This is a genomic window from Chloracidobacterium sp. (genome assembly GCA_016715795.1).
GTDB lineage: Bacteria > Acidobacteriota > Blastocatellia > Pyrinomonadales > Pyrinomonadaceae > OLB17.
In genome coordinates this window covers 740,025-756,526 of sequence record JADJXP010000002.1, presented here as the reverse complement: position 1 = coordinate 756,526, position 16,502 = coordinate 740,025, and the positions used below count along the sequence as shown (strand labels likewise).

Here is a 16,502-nt window from a genome sequence, read left to right as displayed (position 1 = left end):
TTTCCGGAACTTATGGCAACGAATATCCTTGTAACAGGCGGCAGCGGCTATCTGGGCACGCATTTGACGCGGTATTTCTCGGCTGATGACCTGTCACGCCGCTCGGGCGGCGATATTCTGGATGCTGAACAGTGCTCCCGCATAGGCGAATACGATGTCGTAATCCATCTAGCCGCGTTGCTCGACAAATCGCGCGATGCCGAGGCCGACATATTCGAAACGAATATCGAGGGCACGATCAACGTGCTTGAAAACGTGAAGAAAGGCGCGGCGTTCATCTTTGCCTCGACAAAGGACGTTTATGGCAGATTCGCCGATAACTATGCCGAGGTCACAGAGGAATGCCCGATCTACTATTGCGGCCAGTCGCCGCTCGAATGGTCAAAATTAATCGCCGAAAGGTACGTGGAATACTACGCCCACACGCGCGGCTTTCGGTCGTGTATCTTTCGGCTCTCAACGGTTTACGCGCCGCCGAGCGCAGGCAATGTGCCAAACTTCGTCGGTCATTTTGCCGACACGCTTAACCGCGGCATATCGCTCAGGCTGCCCGGTCGAGGCCGTGCGATCCGCGACATTCTCCACGTTGACGACTTTGCGGCGGCATGCAATGCGTTTTCCGATTCCGTGATCAGCCACGGCCTTTATAATCTCGGCGGCGGCACAGCAAACGCATTCGTCCTTCGTGACCTGATCACCGAACTCGAACGCGTCTCGGGCCTGCAGGCCAATATCGATGCCAAACATCCTTTACCCGATCCCGTGCCGTGGCGATATATAACCGACCTCGGCCGCGTTACGCAAGAACTCGGATGGAAGCCCAAAGTGGCCCTCGATGATGGGCTGAAGAGCCTGTTTGACGCGAGATGAAGATCATTGTCCGCGGCACAAATTGGATAGGCGACGCCGTTATGTCAGTGCCGGCCCTGCGTGAGCTGCGGCGAATATTTCCCGACGCGAGGATCACCCTGCACACACGGAGCTGGGCTGATGGTCTCTTTCAGGATGCCTCGTTCATAGACGAATTGGTGACATATGACCGGAGCCGTTGGGCGGCGAAAGACATTTACCGAAACTCGCAATTTCTGCGTGACGACGGCTACGACCTTGCCATAATGCTGCCGAACTCGTTCGAATCCGCTATGACGACCTTCCTCATGCGAGTGCCCCGACGCATTGGCTACAACAAGGACGCTCGCGGGCTCTTGCTGACCGATCCTATCGCAGTCCCTGAGTGGAAGGGCCGGCGGCATGAGGTCTTTTACTATCTGAACCTGATCAGCGAGGTCGAAAAACGCGTCCTCGGCCGCGATACCGTCTCACGAACGTGGCCGGAAACGCTCATCGAGATCTCGGACGAGCGTTGGAACGCGGCACAAGGGTTCCTGACCGCCGCCGGCATCGATCCCGCGAAAAGGACCGTCGCTCTCGGCGTCGGTTCGACAAATTCGCGAGCCAAACGATGGCCCGCGGAGAAATACGCCGCTCTGAGCGATATGCTGCAAGCCGAGTTGGACGCGAAGGTCCTCCTCGTCGGTGATAAGTCGGACGGCGACGTGGCCGCCGATGTCATATCTCTGGCCGAGAGGCCGCCGATCAACTTGACCGGCAAAACCGACCTTGCACAAGCCGTTGCGGTATTGGCAGTCGTCGATCTGCTCGTTTCTAACGACATGGGCCTGGCACATGTCAGCGCAGCCCTAAATACACCGACCATTACGATATTCGGCCCGACAAATCCCGAGACCACGCGGCCGTGGGGCAATAACGCCATTGTCGTGCGCGAGCCGGTCGATTGCTCGCCGTGTATGCTGCGTGATTGCCCCATAGACCATCGATGCATGACACGTATCACGCCCGAGGCCGTCCTCGCTGCAATTGAGGATGTGTTCAACGCTCACGACAGCGTGCCAGAGAATCATTATGAAACGCCCTGCGATATTTCTTGACCGCGACGGAACGCTGATCGAAGAGGTCAACTACCTCTCGCGCAGCGAGGACCTTCGGCTTTTTCGCTATACCAAGGGGGCGGTCGAAATGCTCAAGGCGGCCGGCTACCTTGTCGTGGTGGTCACCAACCAATCCGGTATCGGCCGTGGCATATACACCGAGTCGGATATGCACGCCATTCACGAATCGATCCAAGTGCAGCTTGATCACGCCATCGACGCGTTCTACTTCTGCCCACACCTGCCGTGCGATGGCTGCGTCTGCCGAAAGCCACGGACCGGAATGATCGAGGCGGCCGTCCGAGACCTCGACATCGATCTTCAAAGATCATGGATGGTTGGAGACAAGGATGCAGACGTGAACTGCGGCAAGAATGCCCGTATCAAAACGGTTCTCGTTCTGACGGGCTATGGTTCCAGCCACCGAGGCATGCTCGACCATCCGCCGGATCTGATCGCCAACGATCTCGGCGAGGCAGCCGCGATCATCTCAGCGGCCTGACCACCCAGTGTCATGCCCGGCCGAAATCATCCTCAAGCCGCTCGATGTCGTCCTCGCCAAAATAATTGCCTGTCTGCATCTCGACAAAGATAAGGAGTTCGCTGCCTGATGGGTTCTCTACGCGGTGCGCGTCGCCGGCGGCGATGTCAACGGCCGAGCCGGTATTGACTAGAATTTCAACACCGTTTAATGTTACTTTAGCAGTGCCGCGAACTACGATCCAATGTTCGGCGCGGCTGCGATGCCGCTGATAGCTAAGACGCTTTCCCGGCAAAACCTCGATCCTCTTTACCTTGTAATCGTCCGCCTCGTCCAATATGGTAAAACTGCCCCAAGGCCGTTCTTCATAGGCTGGCGATTCGAGATTGCTTTCCATATTCGGCGTTAGCGAGTATGCACAGTTTAGACGAAAAGGACGCCAACGCCAACGCAGGCACCCTGTGGCGTCTCCAGAGCTTGATCATCGGCCGTCTAATGGTCATTTTTGTGCTTCTCATCACAAGCTGGATCTGGTCCTCGGGCACGCTGAGACTATCGTTTGAGAATTTCCCCCAGGGCCTATTCCTCGTCTTCGTCATCTCGGTGGGGCTAACGATCGTCTATTTCTTCCTGCTCACGCTCAGCCGGGGTTATGCATGGCAGATACGAGTGCAATTCCTGCTCGATGCTCTGCTGATAACGTGGCTGATCTGGCGGACGGGCGATCTGTCGTCGCCGTACATAACTTTGTATATCGTCCTGATAAGCGTCGCGAGCTTCTTTCTTCGGCCGCTATCGACGCTGCTTATGGCGGCCGTGTGCACGTTGCTGTTCGTATCGCTGGCTGTTCTGACCGGAAACGCGGTCATCGACACATTCGGCCCGGGGATCGAACCCGGCAGAGCAGTGCAAGTGGTCAGCTTTCATATCGTAGCCCTGCTCGTGGTGGGCTTGCTCGCATCAAAACTCTCGGGCCGATATTCGTCGGGACAGGAACTCGCGGAAACGGCAAAAACGCTCGCCAGCCTCCGCGTCCGTCACGAACGTATTGTTGAATCGATCCGTTCCGGCCTTATCACTACGGACCTGGACGGCACGATCTATACAATAAACGCCGCCGCATCAGAGATCACCGGTAACAGGCTTGACGAGGTGGAGGGCAAGAATATCAGTTCACTTTTCGGCGATATCCAGGAGCAGATCGACCTCAGCCTGGCCGCCGCAGGCGATGGCGAGCAGCTGCCCAGATTCGAGACCGACCTGCTTACGCCCGACGGATTCGCAATAAGGATCGGGTTTAGTGTCTCTTTGCTGTTCTCCGAGACAAACGAGGCAACGGGACTGATCGTGACCTTTCAGGATCTGACCGAGATCCGCTCAATGGAGGAGAGCGTGCGGCGCAGGGATCGCCTCGCCGCCGTCGGCCGCGTCGCGGCCGGCCTGGCACACGAGATACGAAACCCACTCGGAGCCATGCGTGGGGCGATCCAGGTAATGGAATCAACAGCCGACAAAGGATCGACGCAGGCGGGGCTGATGGACATTATCCTTAAGGAATCAGATCGTCTCAACAGCATCATCACCAATTTCCTCAGCTACGCGCGGCCTGCGGCCGGTGAATTTGTCGAGATCGACGTCGGCGAAGCGTTGCGTGAGACGGTTACCTTGCTAAAACACAGCCCCGACGTCCGCGAGGGCCACGTCCTGCTGAACGACGTCCCCGCGAAACCGCTCATGATCTCGGCCGATCAGGCCCAGCTCAAGCAGATATTCTGGAACCTGGCCCGAAATGCGATGCAAGCGATGCCGGACGGCGGAACGCTCACGGTCACGGCTAAGGCGATCCCCAATAGCCGAATCCGGATCATCTTTGAAGACACCGGCCGGGGCATGTCGCCGGAGCAGGTCGAGCAGCTTTTTGAACCATTCTCCGAATCGACCACAGGCGGCACCGGCCTCGGCTTGTCGATCGTTTACCAGATCGTCAAGGACCATAACGGAGCGATAAACGTCCGCAGCATCGAGGGCAAGGGCACAACGATCACTATCGATCTGCCACGCGAGAACCGCCGTGCCCCGGCCGCGGCAAACGGCCTCGATGACACCGCCGAGCCGTCGCGATTGGGCGAGTTCCTCCACGTCGAAGAACACCCGCCGAAAGCGTAGCCACAGCCGGAACAGACGACCCTATTTTGGCCACTTGTGGCACAAAAGACGTCGTCTGCGGCTAAAACGACGCATGTTCCACTACACTTTTGCCCTCATGGAACGCCGTATCTGATAGATTCTACTGGGCTTACGGCCTCGTGCAACGGTGTTCCGCCGATGCGCAAAAAACCTTGCCGTGTTCCGCATCTTCAATTGTCAAAGAACCACTGTTGCATATATAGCACATCCTCATCGAATTTGTCAAGCATGTATGATCTTAGAATGTAGCTATTAGCTGACAGCTATTAGCTAATAGCTGCTTTTATGATCTTTTGCGCCCCGGAATTTAATCCTTGTATTCTAAAGCCCTAATCTGTGACAATCGAGAATGGTGCGACGCGCTCGCCACACCATCTAGAAACCGACAATTCAATGGCAAATATCCTGATCGTTGATGACGAGCAAAGTTTTCGCCAGTTGCTGACCTTGGTGTTTGAAGAGGCCGGCAACTCGGTCCGGACGGCCATGAACGGCCGCCAGGCCCTTGCCGCGCTTGACGAGGAAATGGCCGACGTTATCGTCTCGGACGTAAAGATGCCGGATATGGACGGGATCGAGATGCTTCGCACGGTTCGCGAGACCCTTCCGGACGTTGGCGTCATTTTTATGACGGCGTTCGCGTCGGTCGAAACGGCAAGAGAGGCGTTCAAACTCGGTGCGGACGATTTTATTGAAAAACCCTTCGACGTCGAGGAACTAAAGCTCATCGTCCGGAAAACGCTCGAGAAACAGGCGTTGATCGTCGAGAATCGTGCGTTCAAGCGTGCTCAGCACGAGCGCGGCTCGGTCAAGAACATCGTTGGCTCGTCGGCGAAGATGGCGGCGATCTTTCAGATGATCGAGACAGTCGCTGAAGTGCAGTCGACCGTGCTCGTGACGGGTGAGAGCGGCACCGGTAAAGAGCTTGTCGCGAGAGCGATCCACGATCTTAGCCCGCGCAGCGAAAAGCCGTTCATCTCGATAAACTGCGGTGCGTTTACCGAAACGCTGCTTGAAAGCGAGCTTTTCGGTTATGTAAAAGGAGCATTCACCGGTGCCAACACGAATCGGAAGGGCCTGTTCGAGGCCGCACATGGCGGAACCCTGTTTCTCGATGAGATCGGCGAGATGTCGCCGGCGATGCAGGTCAAGCTTCTGCGTGCCCTGCAGGAAAAGCGCGTCCGCCCCGTTGGTGCTCATGATGAGTTGGCTGTCGATGCCCGCGTGATCGCTGCCACGAATCGAGACCTGAAGGCGATGACCGAAGAAGGGGCGTTTCGAGAGGACCTGTTCTACCGAATCTCGGTGATACCGATCCATCTGCCGCCGCTGCGAGAGCGGGCGGACGATATTCCGGCTCTGATCGAGCATTTTGTCGAAAAATTCTGCTCACAGTCGGGCAAAGAACTTACGGTTTCGCCAAAAACAGCGCAGTTACTCGAAAAATATGCATGGCACGGCAACGTTCGCGAACTTGAGCACACGATCGAGCGGGCCGTAGCACTTGAGCGTTCTACCGAGATCCAGCCCGAGCAGCTTCCCGACCACATAACGAACTACAATCCCGAACGCATCGCCGCCGAGTTTTCTCTGCCCGATGATGGGATTAATCTCACCAGCCACATCGAAAATCTCGAAAAGACCTACGTCGTCGAGGCATTGAGAAAAACGGGCGGCAATCAGACCCGCGCGGCCGAGCTCCTGCATATTCCCGTTCGCTCACTCCGCCATCTGCTCGACAAGCACAGCATCCGCAGCCTGTCAGCCCAGATGCGAAGTGCGGACTAGCCTCGCATTCACCTAGGTGCAGATGCGATGCAGGCGGAAACCCGAGCAGTAGCGAGGGTGCCCCACACGTCAGGGCGTGCTCCGGACAGGGCACACTCCCTACCGGTCGTGTTTCCGCCTGTCCTGCCATCTTGATGGGAATTCTGACACTTTTTGTCATTCCCGCCTTACCAAAATCTGTGAATTCGCCCGCCTTACCGATCATCAGCACTGCTTGTTATCGTGCCATCAAGTCCAGTAACCCCTTGTCTTCTCAAGACTTAAGACCCCAGACGCCGAACTCAGTGTCTCTGGCACAGCGGTTGTTACTACTCCTGCGGCCTGGGAAAGGTACAAGTATTTTCAAACTTTAGGAGACTGTGAAAAAATGAAAAATCAAAAGGGTTTCTCGCTTATCGAGCTTCTCATCGTTGTCGTGATCATCGGTATTATCGCCGCGATCGCTATCCCCAACCTGCTGGCGGCCCGCCGCTCGGCTAACGAAGGTTCGGCCATCTCGGCTATGCGCACACTGCACGGCGCACAGATGACGTATGCTTCGACCTATGGCGGCGGCGCCTACGCCGGTGCTACCACTGCTACGGCCGCAGCTTTGCAGGCTCTCGGAACTCCGGGTCTTGTCGACGCGGTCCTCGCCGGTAACGGCACGACGGCGACCAAGGGCGGCTATAATTTCGTGGGCGGACAGGTTGCTCCGTCAGCGGCTGCTCCGGCACAGTTCTGGTTCTCGGCTAACCCGACGACCGTGAGCGGTGTTACGCAGACCGGTTCACGCCGATTTGGTATTGCCACTGACGGTGTGATGCGTTTCGATAGCACCGCTGCAAACCTCGGAACGGTATTCGCAGATATAGCTGCGGTTAATGCGGTATCCCCGCTAGCAAACTAAGGTCTTACAAGAACTTAGTAAAAGAGGCGGCCCTTGGCCGCCTCTTTTTGGTTATTACTCTTCGCAGAGTAAGTCGTTACGCTGAAACGCAGCTGCAACGGGTATATCACCACTAGTTCCAAAGTAGGTATATCTGATATCTCCGCTTCGAGAGGCCACGGTGTACCATGTTCCGTTGCCGGGTCTGAATACAGCAATGTCGGTCTCACCGTCACTATCGTAGTCAGCGGGAGCGGGGATGTCCTCACATTGACCAAATTGTGTCTGTGTAGTGCTTAGATCAGAAGAGTTCCGGATATACCACGTGCTATTAGAAGGTCTAAAGACGGCGAAGTCCGACTTAAGATCACCATCGAAATCACCACCAACAGGGATATCTCCGCTCGTCCCCCACTGAACGCCCCCATATTGCGATGCCACGACATCATACCAGTAGAACGTTCCATCGCTAGGCCGGAAAACAACCAATTCACTATAACCATCGCCGTTTATATCCCCCTGGATGGGTATATCGGCTGATTGTCCCCATTGCTGGGTAATTGTTCCTCCACTACTCTTCAGCACATACCAAGTTCCGTTCGACGGTCTAAAGACAGTGGCATCCGCGCTCCCGTCCGCGTCATAATCCGCCGGCATCGGAATATCCCCGACAGAGCCAAAATCCTTATAAATGGTGCTGCCGGTGGCGCTGTCACGGATATACCAATCATATGTACTGTCGGACGGCCGGAATACGGCGATATCCATCCGTCCGTCGCCATTGAAGTCAGCTGGTGCAAGCTTGTCTCCTGTGGTACCCCACGGAGTCGAAAACAGTTGAGGGGTTGGCGTCGGACTCGCCAGCGGGGGTCCGCAATAGGGTTGGTCGAAATACCAAGTGTCATTTGAAGGCCTGAATACGCCCACCTCAGCCCCGCAGATCCCGTAGTTGTCAAATCTGGGCGTTGAAGCGGAGAACCGGCCATCGTAGTCAAATCTTACTGGTGGAGTCACAGAGAACAGCGAAGCACTGCCGTTATCGACGTTGGCGCCTGCTATGATGCGATTCCCATCAACGCCTACATCCGAGCCAAGAAAGTCGAGAGATGTCGTTTGCGCGGTTGCCATTGTGCCCTTGTGTGTCCAAGTCCCACTGATTTTTCTAAAAACGAGTACCTCGCCACGAGCGTTCGTAATATGGACGCCGACAACGATCATATCCCCGTCAATGTCAACGCTCGTTCCGATCTCGTTACCGCCGCTCGGAGATAGTGCGGCTAAACTGCACCAGCTTCCTCCCGAGCAAGTCTTGCTTGACGTATATGCAGTTTGAACATTGCCCGGCGCTCCAACCACTGCTGTATCAGAGTCAATAGCCACGGAATGGCCCAGTGCGCTGTTGGACGCAGATCCGACGAATTCCTTAGTCTTAATCCAGTCCCCCGCACTCAGTTCGAATATAAACGCTAGGCCGAATCCGAGTTCGGTTGGACTAGAAGGTGAATAATTGTTACCCCCAACAATGGCCTGATCACCCGCAATATCTACGCTCCACCCGAACTGAGTGGGCGTCGCGCTACCAGCCCCAGGTCCCGCCAACTTCTCAGCGACTGACCATGTCGTTCCAGACCGCGAAAAAATTGTCGCCGATCCGGATACAAAAAAATGTGAGGCAGACGTTGAATCGAAGTACGCTCCAACGATTATCCGGTCGCCATCGATTGCGACCGACTTCCCAAAATAGTCGCTTGCGAGGTCATCGCCGGCATAATCCGCGGTGTCTTCAAGCCGAGACCCTTGTTGAGTCCACGTACAGGTTGGCGAACACGACTCAGTATAGACGTATGCGGCCCCCTTGTCGTTGCTACCGTAATGGATCGCTCCTACAACGATTGTCGTGCCGGATATCCCCACGCTCTCACCAAATCTATCGCCGGCGTTCTCGCCGGTGATTCGTTGGACCTGTTGCCAATCATTCCCGACCCGTTTATAGAGGTATACGGCACCTTTATTGCTATCAAACTCGGGAGCTCCGACAACTGCTCTATCGCCGGAAATCCCGACGGACGTTCCGAACTTGTCCTGGCCTACTGGGGACGGACTCGAAACCACAAGTTTCTGGGAGAACAGATAAACATCTGTTGCTGCCGAAAGGACCTCGGGTTGGTTTTGCGACGAATTTCTAAGACTCGCGTCCACCGTAAATCCCGCTGAAATAAACGCGACACATGCGGCGATCAAAAGACTAAGCCGAAAAGTACTTAGGTGTTTCATAATTTTTCTCCTTTTTGGTTTGGAGCAGGATGTGGAAGACGCGCAAAGGGAGTTGCATCCTTGTGAGAGCGTTGAATCCATGACCGGCTCGAATACCATTGTTGCGCTAATGCAACATCCTTGTCAAGAGAAAATTTGCATAACTGGCACACATACCCCAAATAGGGGACACGCCGCTCGGCTAACGAAGGTTCGGCCATCTCGGCTATGCGTACACTGCATGGTGCTCAGATGACGTATGCTTCGACCTATGGCGGCGGCCAGTATGCTGGTGCCACGACCGCTACGGTTGCTGCTCTGACGGCTCTCGGAACACCGGGTCTGGTTGACGCGGTTCTCGCGACCGGCACCAAGGGTGGTTACAACTTCTTTGGCGGACAGGTTGCTCCTTCGGCAACGGCTCCGGCACAGTTCTGGTTCTCGGCTAATCCGACGACCACGAGTGGTGTCACCCAGACGGGTTCACGCCGCTTTGGTATCGCGACGGATGGCGTTATGAGGTTTGACAGCACACCTGCTAACCTTGCAACGACATTCCCGGATATCGCCGGCGTAAATGCGGTCTCCCCACTGGCCAACTAAGCACCTAGCTAAGGTCATTTATGAAAAGAGGCAGCCGTTTGGCTGCCTCTTTTTTCACATTGCCGTTGCCTTTAGGCAACGGTTAGCGGCACAAAACATCACCGGGCTTTAGCCCAAACAGCCAGTTGGGCTAAAACCCAAGACCAATAAAGATCCTCACCGTTCGCTAAAGGGAACGGCAATATGGCCAACTCACGAGCCGGTTCGTATCAATTTTAAGGGTCTATCTGTGAAATATGCTAAAATCCGCCTGAGGCGCAATGATGGACATCAATCCGTTGTTAAATAGACTGATATCGATTTGCCGAGACAACGATATCGGCATGCTGGGTGTATTCGGGTCCGTGGCCCGCGGTCAGGATAAACCGGATAGCGATGTCGATCTGCTGGTAAGGCTGGACAAGCCCGTCGGACTATTTAAGTTTTTTGATATTGAAGATTCGTTCAGCAAAGTTCTGGGCAGACGTGTCGACCTCGCGACCGAATCGTCCCTCCATCCATTGATCCGCGGCAGTGTTCTTGCCGACCTCAAGATCGTATATGAAAAGTAGGCATGACAGCCTATATCTATATGACATTATCGAATGCTGCGAGAGGGTCGCGGACTATGTGAATGGCGTCGTCGAGTCGGATTACGATGTGAACCCAATGATGCAGGACGCCCTCGTCCGCAATATCGAAGTTATTGGCGAAGCAGTCAAGAATCTTTCTCAGGAGCTAAAAGAAGCTCATCCGAATATTGCCTGGGTTCAGATCGCCCGTATGCGCGACAAGATCGCCCATCACTACTTTCGAATAAATCTCGACTTGGTTTGGAAGACTGCGATAGAAGACCTCCCACGGCTAAACGCCCAAGTAGCTGTAATTTACGAATCAATAGACCGTTAAGGACATCTGGCGGGTGAAACGTCCGCGTGTGGTGCAACTTTAGTTATCTCGGTTTGTTTCATGGTCCGAAACACAAAAGACACGTCGAGGTGGCCTCATGTCGCGGGTTTTTCAGCCATTTTGCTGGCGGCGCTGATGCCGTGGCCGCGGGCAGCGGCAGGGACGAGCCAGCCGTGGCGTGTGGAATTGGCCGCGGCGATTGTCTTGTTTGGAATCGCGATATTCGATGTGGTCAGGCCACTACGAAACGACGACCGGCCGGACAGATCAAAGACCGTTTTCCTCGCCCTCGGCGGATTCACGCTGTGGAGCGCGGTCTCGGCGGTCTGGGCGACATATCCGCTGCCCGTGGCGCATCACACGCTGGTTTGGGCGATGTATCTCGGAGTGCTGTATCTGGCACTGAGATCGAACGGTGTTTGGGTTGCAACGACGGTTTTTGCGTTCGTTTCGCTGATCGTGGGCTTTGCCTCGGTGGCCGATACGCTGACGGTGACGGATTTTGCGTCGGCGGAATTCACGATCAGGTCGCGCTATGCCAAACACGCCGAATTGCTGGCCACGATCCTGCCGGTGTTGTGGATCGCGAGCGTTTATGTCCGCAAACGGCGGCACAAACTAGGCCTGATCGCCACCGGAGTGCTTGGCTGGACGGGCGTGATGCTCTCGCTCAGCAAGGGCGCGTTGCTCGCCGGAGTTATCGGTTTTACAGTAGTTTTTGCGGGCTGTTTGCTCTTTTCGAACAAAGCCGTTCGGCGGCCTGTGCTCGGCCTCGCGGCCCTGTGGCTGGGCGTGACGATAGCCGTGCAGGTGTTCTTTACGTTGACATCGCCGATGCCTGCGACGGCGGACTATTTTGCGGGAAGGGCCGGTAATGCAGCCCTTTCGTCACAGCATAGAATGCTGGTCTGGCGGATCGCGGGACGGATGATCGCAGAACATCCGTTGACCGGCGTCGGGGCCGATAATTTCGCGGCATTCACAAATGCCGCCCGAGCTGACCTCGCGTCACGCAACACAACACCGCCGCAGACCGAGATCGTTGAGGATGCGGTCATGGAACGTGCGCACAACGAATATCTGCAGATCTTTGCCGAGTTGGGCTTGATTGGCTTTGTGCTGTTCGCCGTTGGATTTGGGGCACTGAAACTCAAGATATTTGCTGAATTCCGCCGCCGTTGGCGGCTCTCGCCGATGATGTGGGCCGCGATCGGCGGGATGACTGCGTTTGCGGTGAGTTCGATGGTCAGTTCATTCTCGTTCCGCGCCGTGCAGAACGGCGTCGCCTTCATGCTCGTCGCGGCGGTCGCATTGGGCCGAATGAGATCAAAGGCCACCTCAAAGCCCGCCAAATGGCCGTGCGCTGTCATCGCGGCGTGCTATCTGGCAGGGATCGCATTTTTCGCGACCAAGGCAGTTGGCGAATATTACGTCTATCGTGCCGAGGCCGCCGAGGAACGCACCGACACGATCAGCGGCCTCGAACGCGCCCTCAGCATCGATCCCGACAACGCCAACGCCCGCGGCGTCCTCGCATCGCACCTTGAGACCGCCGGCCAGTTTGATCGTGCGGCGGTCGAACTTCGCAATGCGATCGACCGCGGCCTGGGCGTCTCACTGACGTATGCCAAGCTCGCAAACCTGCAGCGAAAAGCAGGCGATCCCGCCGCCGCTGAAAAAACATTGGCCGAGGCCGTCGCCGTGTTTCCCCGCTCGGCATATCTGCGTGTCGAATACGCTATCCTTCTCGACAGTATCGGTCGCCAGAGGGATTCTGATTACATGCTGGCCGTCGCCCGCAACATCGATCCTCAACAGGCGAACGGCTGGTATTCGCTGATAAAGGACGGCAGTGTCGCAGCATTTCTGAGGTCGCAAAGTGACCCAACAGCCGCCGCCCCGGCCGACCTTGTCCCGGGCAATGCGGTTAGGCAGTACCTGGACGCCGTGCCGGGACATTAGATGGGACTGATAGGTCGTATGTGTCCTATATGTCGCATTTAGTGTAGAATAATCGCGTCCCAAATGAGTGCCAACTCGACCCGTTCCGGGTCACCTATACCTGCAATTGCACGCAACGCCTTTCGCGAGGCGGTGCGCGACCGCATTCTGTATAACCTGATACTGTTCGTGCTGATAATCACGGCGTGCGCGGTGTTTATTGGTGAACTGACCGTCGGGCAGGAATCGCGTGTGATAGTCAATCTGGGGCTGAGCGCGATGCTCGTTTTCGGGACGTTCATCTCGATATTTGTCGGCGTCAGCCTCGTGTGGAAAGAGATCGAGAAACGCACCGTTTACTCGATATTCTCAAAGCCCGTCCGCCGCTCGCAGTTCATCATCGGCAAATATCTTGGCCTATGTCTGACGCTGCTCGTGAATGTCGCCGTGATGGGCGTCGGCGTAACGCTTGCCCTTCTCTACGTCGGTGGTGGGCCGCTCGTGTGGGCGATCTGGCCAGCTATATGGCTTATTTTTCTTGAACTTACGGTCATCACGGCCGTTGCGATACTGTTCTCTTCATTCTCGACGCCCGCGCTGTCGGCGATGCTGACCTTTGCGGTCTTTGTGATCGCCCATTTCAGCACGAGCCTGCGCGAGTTGGCCCAGTCGATGCCGTCGCAAGCCGCACGAACGGTGATTGACGCCGTCTATTACCTGCTGCCAAATTTCTCGCATTTCAGCTTTATTACCGAGACCGCGAACGGCCTTGCCGCACCGCCCGCGATGCTCGGCGCGTCAACAGCCTACGCCGGCGTTTGGGATATCGTGCTGTTGGGGATCGCGGTCGTGATATTCAGCAGGCGGAACTTTAAGTGAGTAAGAGCGGGGCCAAGGCCCCTTTCTAACCTCGAGATTTTGATTGGTGAGTGGACAACACCATGAACAGAATTAGCCCAAAATTATTTTGGCAGGCAGCAATAGTAATTAGTAGCCTTCTGATCTCTATTCCTCTCAGCAACTTTGCCGAGAAGCACCGACCGACGCTGCCGGATTCATACATCGACAGCGACCTGCAGGTGCAAGGGGCGAGACTGCGAGGATTTGTCTTTGGGATGGAAGGGTTGGTGGCGGACTGGTATTTTATCCGGGCTCTCCAATACATCGGCTATAAACTGCTGCAAAAGAAAGGGGACATCAATCTCGACGACCTCAGCGATCTGAATCCACGCTTGCTGTATCCGCTGCTCGACAGCGCGACGGACCTCGACCCGAATTATTTGATCGCCTACTCTTACGGTGCGATAGTTCTGCCCGCGATCGACCCGCAAAAGGCCATCGCTATCGCAAAGAAAGGCATTGCGAACAACCCGACGCAATGGCGCCTATATCAGTATCTCGGCTATGTCTATTGGCGCCTCAAGCAGTATGATGCTGCGGCCGCAACATTCGATCAGGGAGCAAAGATCGAAGGAGCTCCGCCCTTCATGAAGCTGATGGCCGCCGCTATGCAAAGCGCCGGCGGCAGCCGCTCGACCGCACGTACGATCTATACACAGATGCTCGAGAGCTCAAATGACGATGCCGTCCGATCTACCGCCAAAAAGAACCTGCTCGAACTCGATTCGCTCGATGAACGCGACGCAATTAACGCGGCCCTGAGTGCATTCAAGCAGCGGACGGGCCGATGCGCTCAGTCGTTTGCCGAGATCGAACCGATCCTTATGGCTGTCGATCTGCCCGACGGCCGCGAATTCCGTATCGATGCCAGCCGCCGCATTGTCGATCCGACCGATGCTCCGTATGTGCTCGACCAGGCAGCGTGCAAAGTAAAACTGGATGTTGAGAGGACAAAATTGCCGGTAAGGTAGAGGCCAGTGAGAGCGGGGCCAAGGCCCATTCCTGACCTGGAGATTTTGTGTGGTTGAATCATATTGTTGATGGAAATTGTTATTGAGATAAATAACCTTAGCAAGGATTACGAGAAAGGTTTTCTCAAAAAGACCAAGGTCCGGGCGTTGGATGGGTTGAGCTTGAACGTTCGCGGCGGGCAGATATTCGGGTTTCTGGGCGGCAATGGTGCGGGCAAGACGACGACGATCAAGCTTTTGATGGGACTGATATTCCCCACCGAGGGCTCGGCGAAAATACTCGGCAGCGACATCGCAGATGTCGCGATGCACCGGCGGATCGGATATTGTCCTGAGAATCCTTACTTCTATGATTACCTGACGGCGAACGAATTGATGGACTATTTTGGGCAGTTGTTCGGGTTTGACGAAGCGACACGTAAGGAAAAGACCGACGCTCTGCTGACGGCCGTCGGCTTGGCCGAGAAGGACCGCAAACGGCAGCTTCGCAAGTATTCCAAAGGCATGCTCCAACGCGTCGGACTCGCTCAATCGCTAATAAACGACCCCGAGATCGTCTTTCTCGACGAGCCGATGTCCGGCCTCGACCCCGTCGGCCGTCGCGAGATCCGCGAGCTAATTGCAGGCCTCAGGGACAAAGGCACGACCGTTTTTATGTCAACGCACATTCTCTCGGACATCGAGGCATTGTGCGACGAGGTAGCCATCCTTCGCGCGGGTAAACTCGCCGCTTCAGGCAAACTGGATGAGCTTTTGACGTCGGACGACGAATCCTGGGTATTGGAGATCAATGTTCAGGGCGTTGAGTTTGACGCGATACGGGATCAGATCGAGTTCATAGCGGGAGCCTCGATCAGGCCTAAGCCCAGTGGTGCGAGTATTCAAGTGATGGACGAATCCGATATCGAGGCCGTACTTCAGACCACGCGGGCCGCAGGGGGCCGATTGACCTCGATACAACCCGTTAAACAGTCCTTGGAAGAACTATTTGTTCGGAAAACCGTTGAATGAAGAGGAGCGGAGAGTACGAATGCGTGATCGTTCGATCGCTTGCAGACATGCGTCAGTTAGGTCTATTATTCCCGAAAGTCCGTAGAAGCAGCCGATCTGCTGCTGAGGGCTCGGAGGTTGAGATCCTATGAGGTTGTCGTGGTCATTCGCTTCGCGGTGTATCTTTGGGGTTGCGTTTGTCTTATGGGCTCTACCACTTTCCGCGTATGCCGAGTGTTGGGTTGGAATCCGCCTCCATATCTTGGATGACCTTCGCGGCGGCTCTGCAACCTTTGCAAATGTTGAGGTCTTGTTTCAGCGGGGCGAAAGGCTCACAATGCCGTTAGCAAGGGCCGGGGTATCGATTCCCGCCGGCAGGCCAGCCTGGCGAATTCAGTCCCCGTACGACTTGTTAAGAGAAGTTCGTCTGGTTACATTGACTTATCGATTGGATCCGGGCGACGGCCTGCTGCTTAAGCCTGATACCTGGAGTTTCTTCCCGGACGACTTGTACGTATATTGTCTCCGCCCAGGAGCATACGACAAGTTTCTTTCTGAGCCATATTCCCTCGACCTTGACTTCTCCAACCATGAGCCCTTAGGAAGGAGAGCCGGCTCACCAGAGACACTAACTGGCGCGGGAACGCTGACCCTTTACAGCAACTTGCTCAATCCAGTAGGCC

General features: G+C 55.6%; 14 protein-coding genes and 1 pseudogene. 13 read left to right on the top strand and 2 right to left on the bottom strand.

Translation table 11 applies throughout. The annotated features are described in order from the left end of the window. The first annotated feature begins 12 nt into the window (after positions 1 to 12). Genes IPM59_08325 through IPM59_08315 form a run of 3 tightly spaced genes read left to right on the top strand, consistent with a single transcriptional unit; the run spans position 13 to position 2,451 of the window. Positions 13 to 870, top strand: a complete 858-nt coding sequence (locus IPM59_08325) for an NAD(P)-dependent oxidoreductase (GenBank protein MBK9215593.1) — start codon at positions 13 to 15, stop codon at positions 868 to 870. Further along, on the top strand, positions 867 to 1,949 hold the full coding sequence (gene waaF, locus IPM59_08320) for a lipopolysaccharide heptosyltransferase II (protein MBK9215592.1): 1,083 nt from the start codon (positions 867 to 869) through the stop codon (positions 1,947 to 1,949). Before IPM59_08325 ends, waaF begins: the two co-directional genes overlap by 4 nt. Continuing rightward, the gene (locus tag IPM59_08315) at positions 1,924 to 2,451 is read left to right on the top strand and encodes an HAD family hydrolase (GenBank protein ID MBK9215591.1); all 528 of its coding nucleotides are present in this window, start codon (positions 1,924 to 1,926) and stop codon (positions 2,449 to 2,451) included. The genes waaF and IPM59_08315 overlap by 26 nt, the downstream gene beginning before the upstream one ends. 10 nt (positions 2,452 to 2,461) lie before the next feature. Here IPM59_08315 and IPM59_08310 read toward each other — a convergent pair whose 3' ends face one another. Continuing rightward, positions 2,462 to 2,827, bottom strand: coding sequence for a phosphomannose isomerase type II C-terminal cupin domain (locus IPM59_08310; GenBank protein ID MBK9215590.1), 366 nt, complete (start codon positions 2,825 to 2,827; stop codon positions 2,462 to 2,464). A gap of 17 nt (positions 2,828 to 2,844) precedes the next feature. Here IPM59_08310 and IPM59_08305 point away from each other — a divergent pair, with 17 nt between their 5' ends. The 3 genes and pseudogenes from IPM59_08305 (at position 2,845) to IPM59_08295 (ending at position 6,856) form a co-directional block, all read left to right on the top strand. Then, complete coding sequence (locus tag IPM59_08305; GenBank protein MBK9215589.1) at positions 2,845 to 4,596, top strand: PAS domain S-box protein; 1,752 nt, start codon at positions 2,845 to 2,847, stop codon at positions 4,594 to 4,596. A gap of 414 nt (positions 4,597 to 5,010) precedes the next feature. Continuing rightward, positions 5,011 to 6,405, top strand: coding sequence for a sigma-54-dependent Fis family transcriptional regulator (locus IPM59_08300; protein ID MBK9215588.1), 1,395 nt, complete (start codon positions 5,011 to 5,013; stop codon positions 6,403 to 6,405). A 367-nt stretch (positions 6,406 to 6,772) separates the two neighbouring features. Further along, positions 6,773 to 6,856: pseudogene (locus IPM59_08295) on the top strand (prepilin-type N-terminal cleavage/methylation domain-containing protein). Between the two features lie 492 nt (positions 6,857 to 7,348). Here IPM59_08295 and IPM59_08290 read toward each other — a convergent pair. Beyond that, on the bottom strand, positions 7,349 to 9,547 hold the full coding sequence (locus IPM59_08290) for a hypothetical protein (protein ID MBK9215587.1): 2,199 nt from the start codon (positions 9,545 to 9,547) through the stop codon (positions 7,349 to 7,351). Between the two features lie 207 nt (positions 9,548 to 9,754). On the opposite strand from IPM59_08290, the gene IPM59_08285 reads away from it, so the two are divergent. The 7 genes from IPM59_08285 to IPM59_08255 all read left to right on the top strand — a co-directional run bounded on the left by IPM59_08285 (position 9,755) and on the right by IPM59_08255 (position 15,840). Beyond that, the gene (locus IPM59_08285) at positions 9,755 to 10,129 is read left to right on the top strand and encodes a hypothetical protein (protein MBK9215586.1); all 375 of its coding nucleotides are present in this window, start codon (positions 9,755 to 9,757) and stop codon (positions 10,127 to 10,129) included. 260 nt (positions 10,130 to 10,389) lie between these two features. Next, positions 10,390 to 10,680, top strand: a complete 291-nt coding sequence (locus IPM59_08280) for a nucleotidyltransferase family protein (protein MBK9215585.1) — start codon at positions 10,390 to 10,392, stop codon at positions 10,678 to 10,680. Continuing rightward, positions 10,670 to 11,017, top strand: a complete 348-nt coding sequence (locus IPM59_08275; protein ID MBK9215584.1) for a DUF86 domain-containing protein — start codon at positions 10,670 to 10,672, stop codon at positions 11,015 to 11,017. Before IPM59_08280 ends, IPM59_08275 begins: the two co-directional genes overlap by 11 nt. Positions 11,018 to 11,077: 60 nt before the next feature. Then, positions 11,078 to 12,979 (top strand): O-antigen ligase family protein, encoded by a 1,902-nt coding sequence (locus IPM59_08270; GenBank protein ID MBK9215583.1) that lies wholly within the window; start codon positions 11,078 to 11,080, stop codon positions 12,977 to 12,979. 63 nt (positions 12,980 to 13,042) lie between these two features. Beyond that, entirely contained in the window at positions 13,043 to 13,837 is a 795-nt protein-coding gene (locus tag IPM59_08265) for an ABC transporter permease subunit (protein ID MBK9215582.1), read from the top strand. 62 nt (positions 13,838 to 13,899) lie between these two features. Beyond that, positions 13,900 to 14,829 (top strand): hypothetical protein, encoded by a 930-nt coding sequence (locus IPM59_08260; GenBank protein MBK9215581.1) that lies wholly within the window; start codon positions 13,900 to 13,902, stop codon positions 14,827 to 14,829. A 69-nt stretch (positions 14,830 to 14,898) separates the two neighbouring features. Further along, positions 14,899 to 15,840 carry an ABC transporter ATP-binding protein gene (locus IPM59_08255; protein MBK9215580.1) on the top strand — a complete coding sequence of 314 codons (942 nt, stop codon included), beginning with the start codon at positions 14,899 to 14,901 and terminating at the stop codon, positions 15,838 to 15,840. Positions 15,841 to 16,502: the final 662 nt, after the last annotated feature.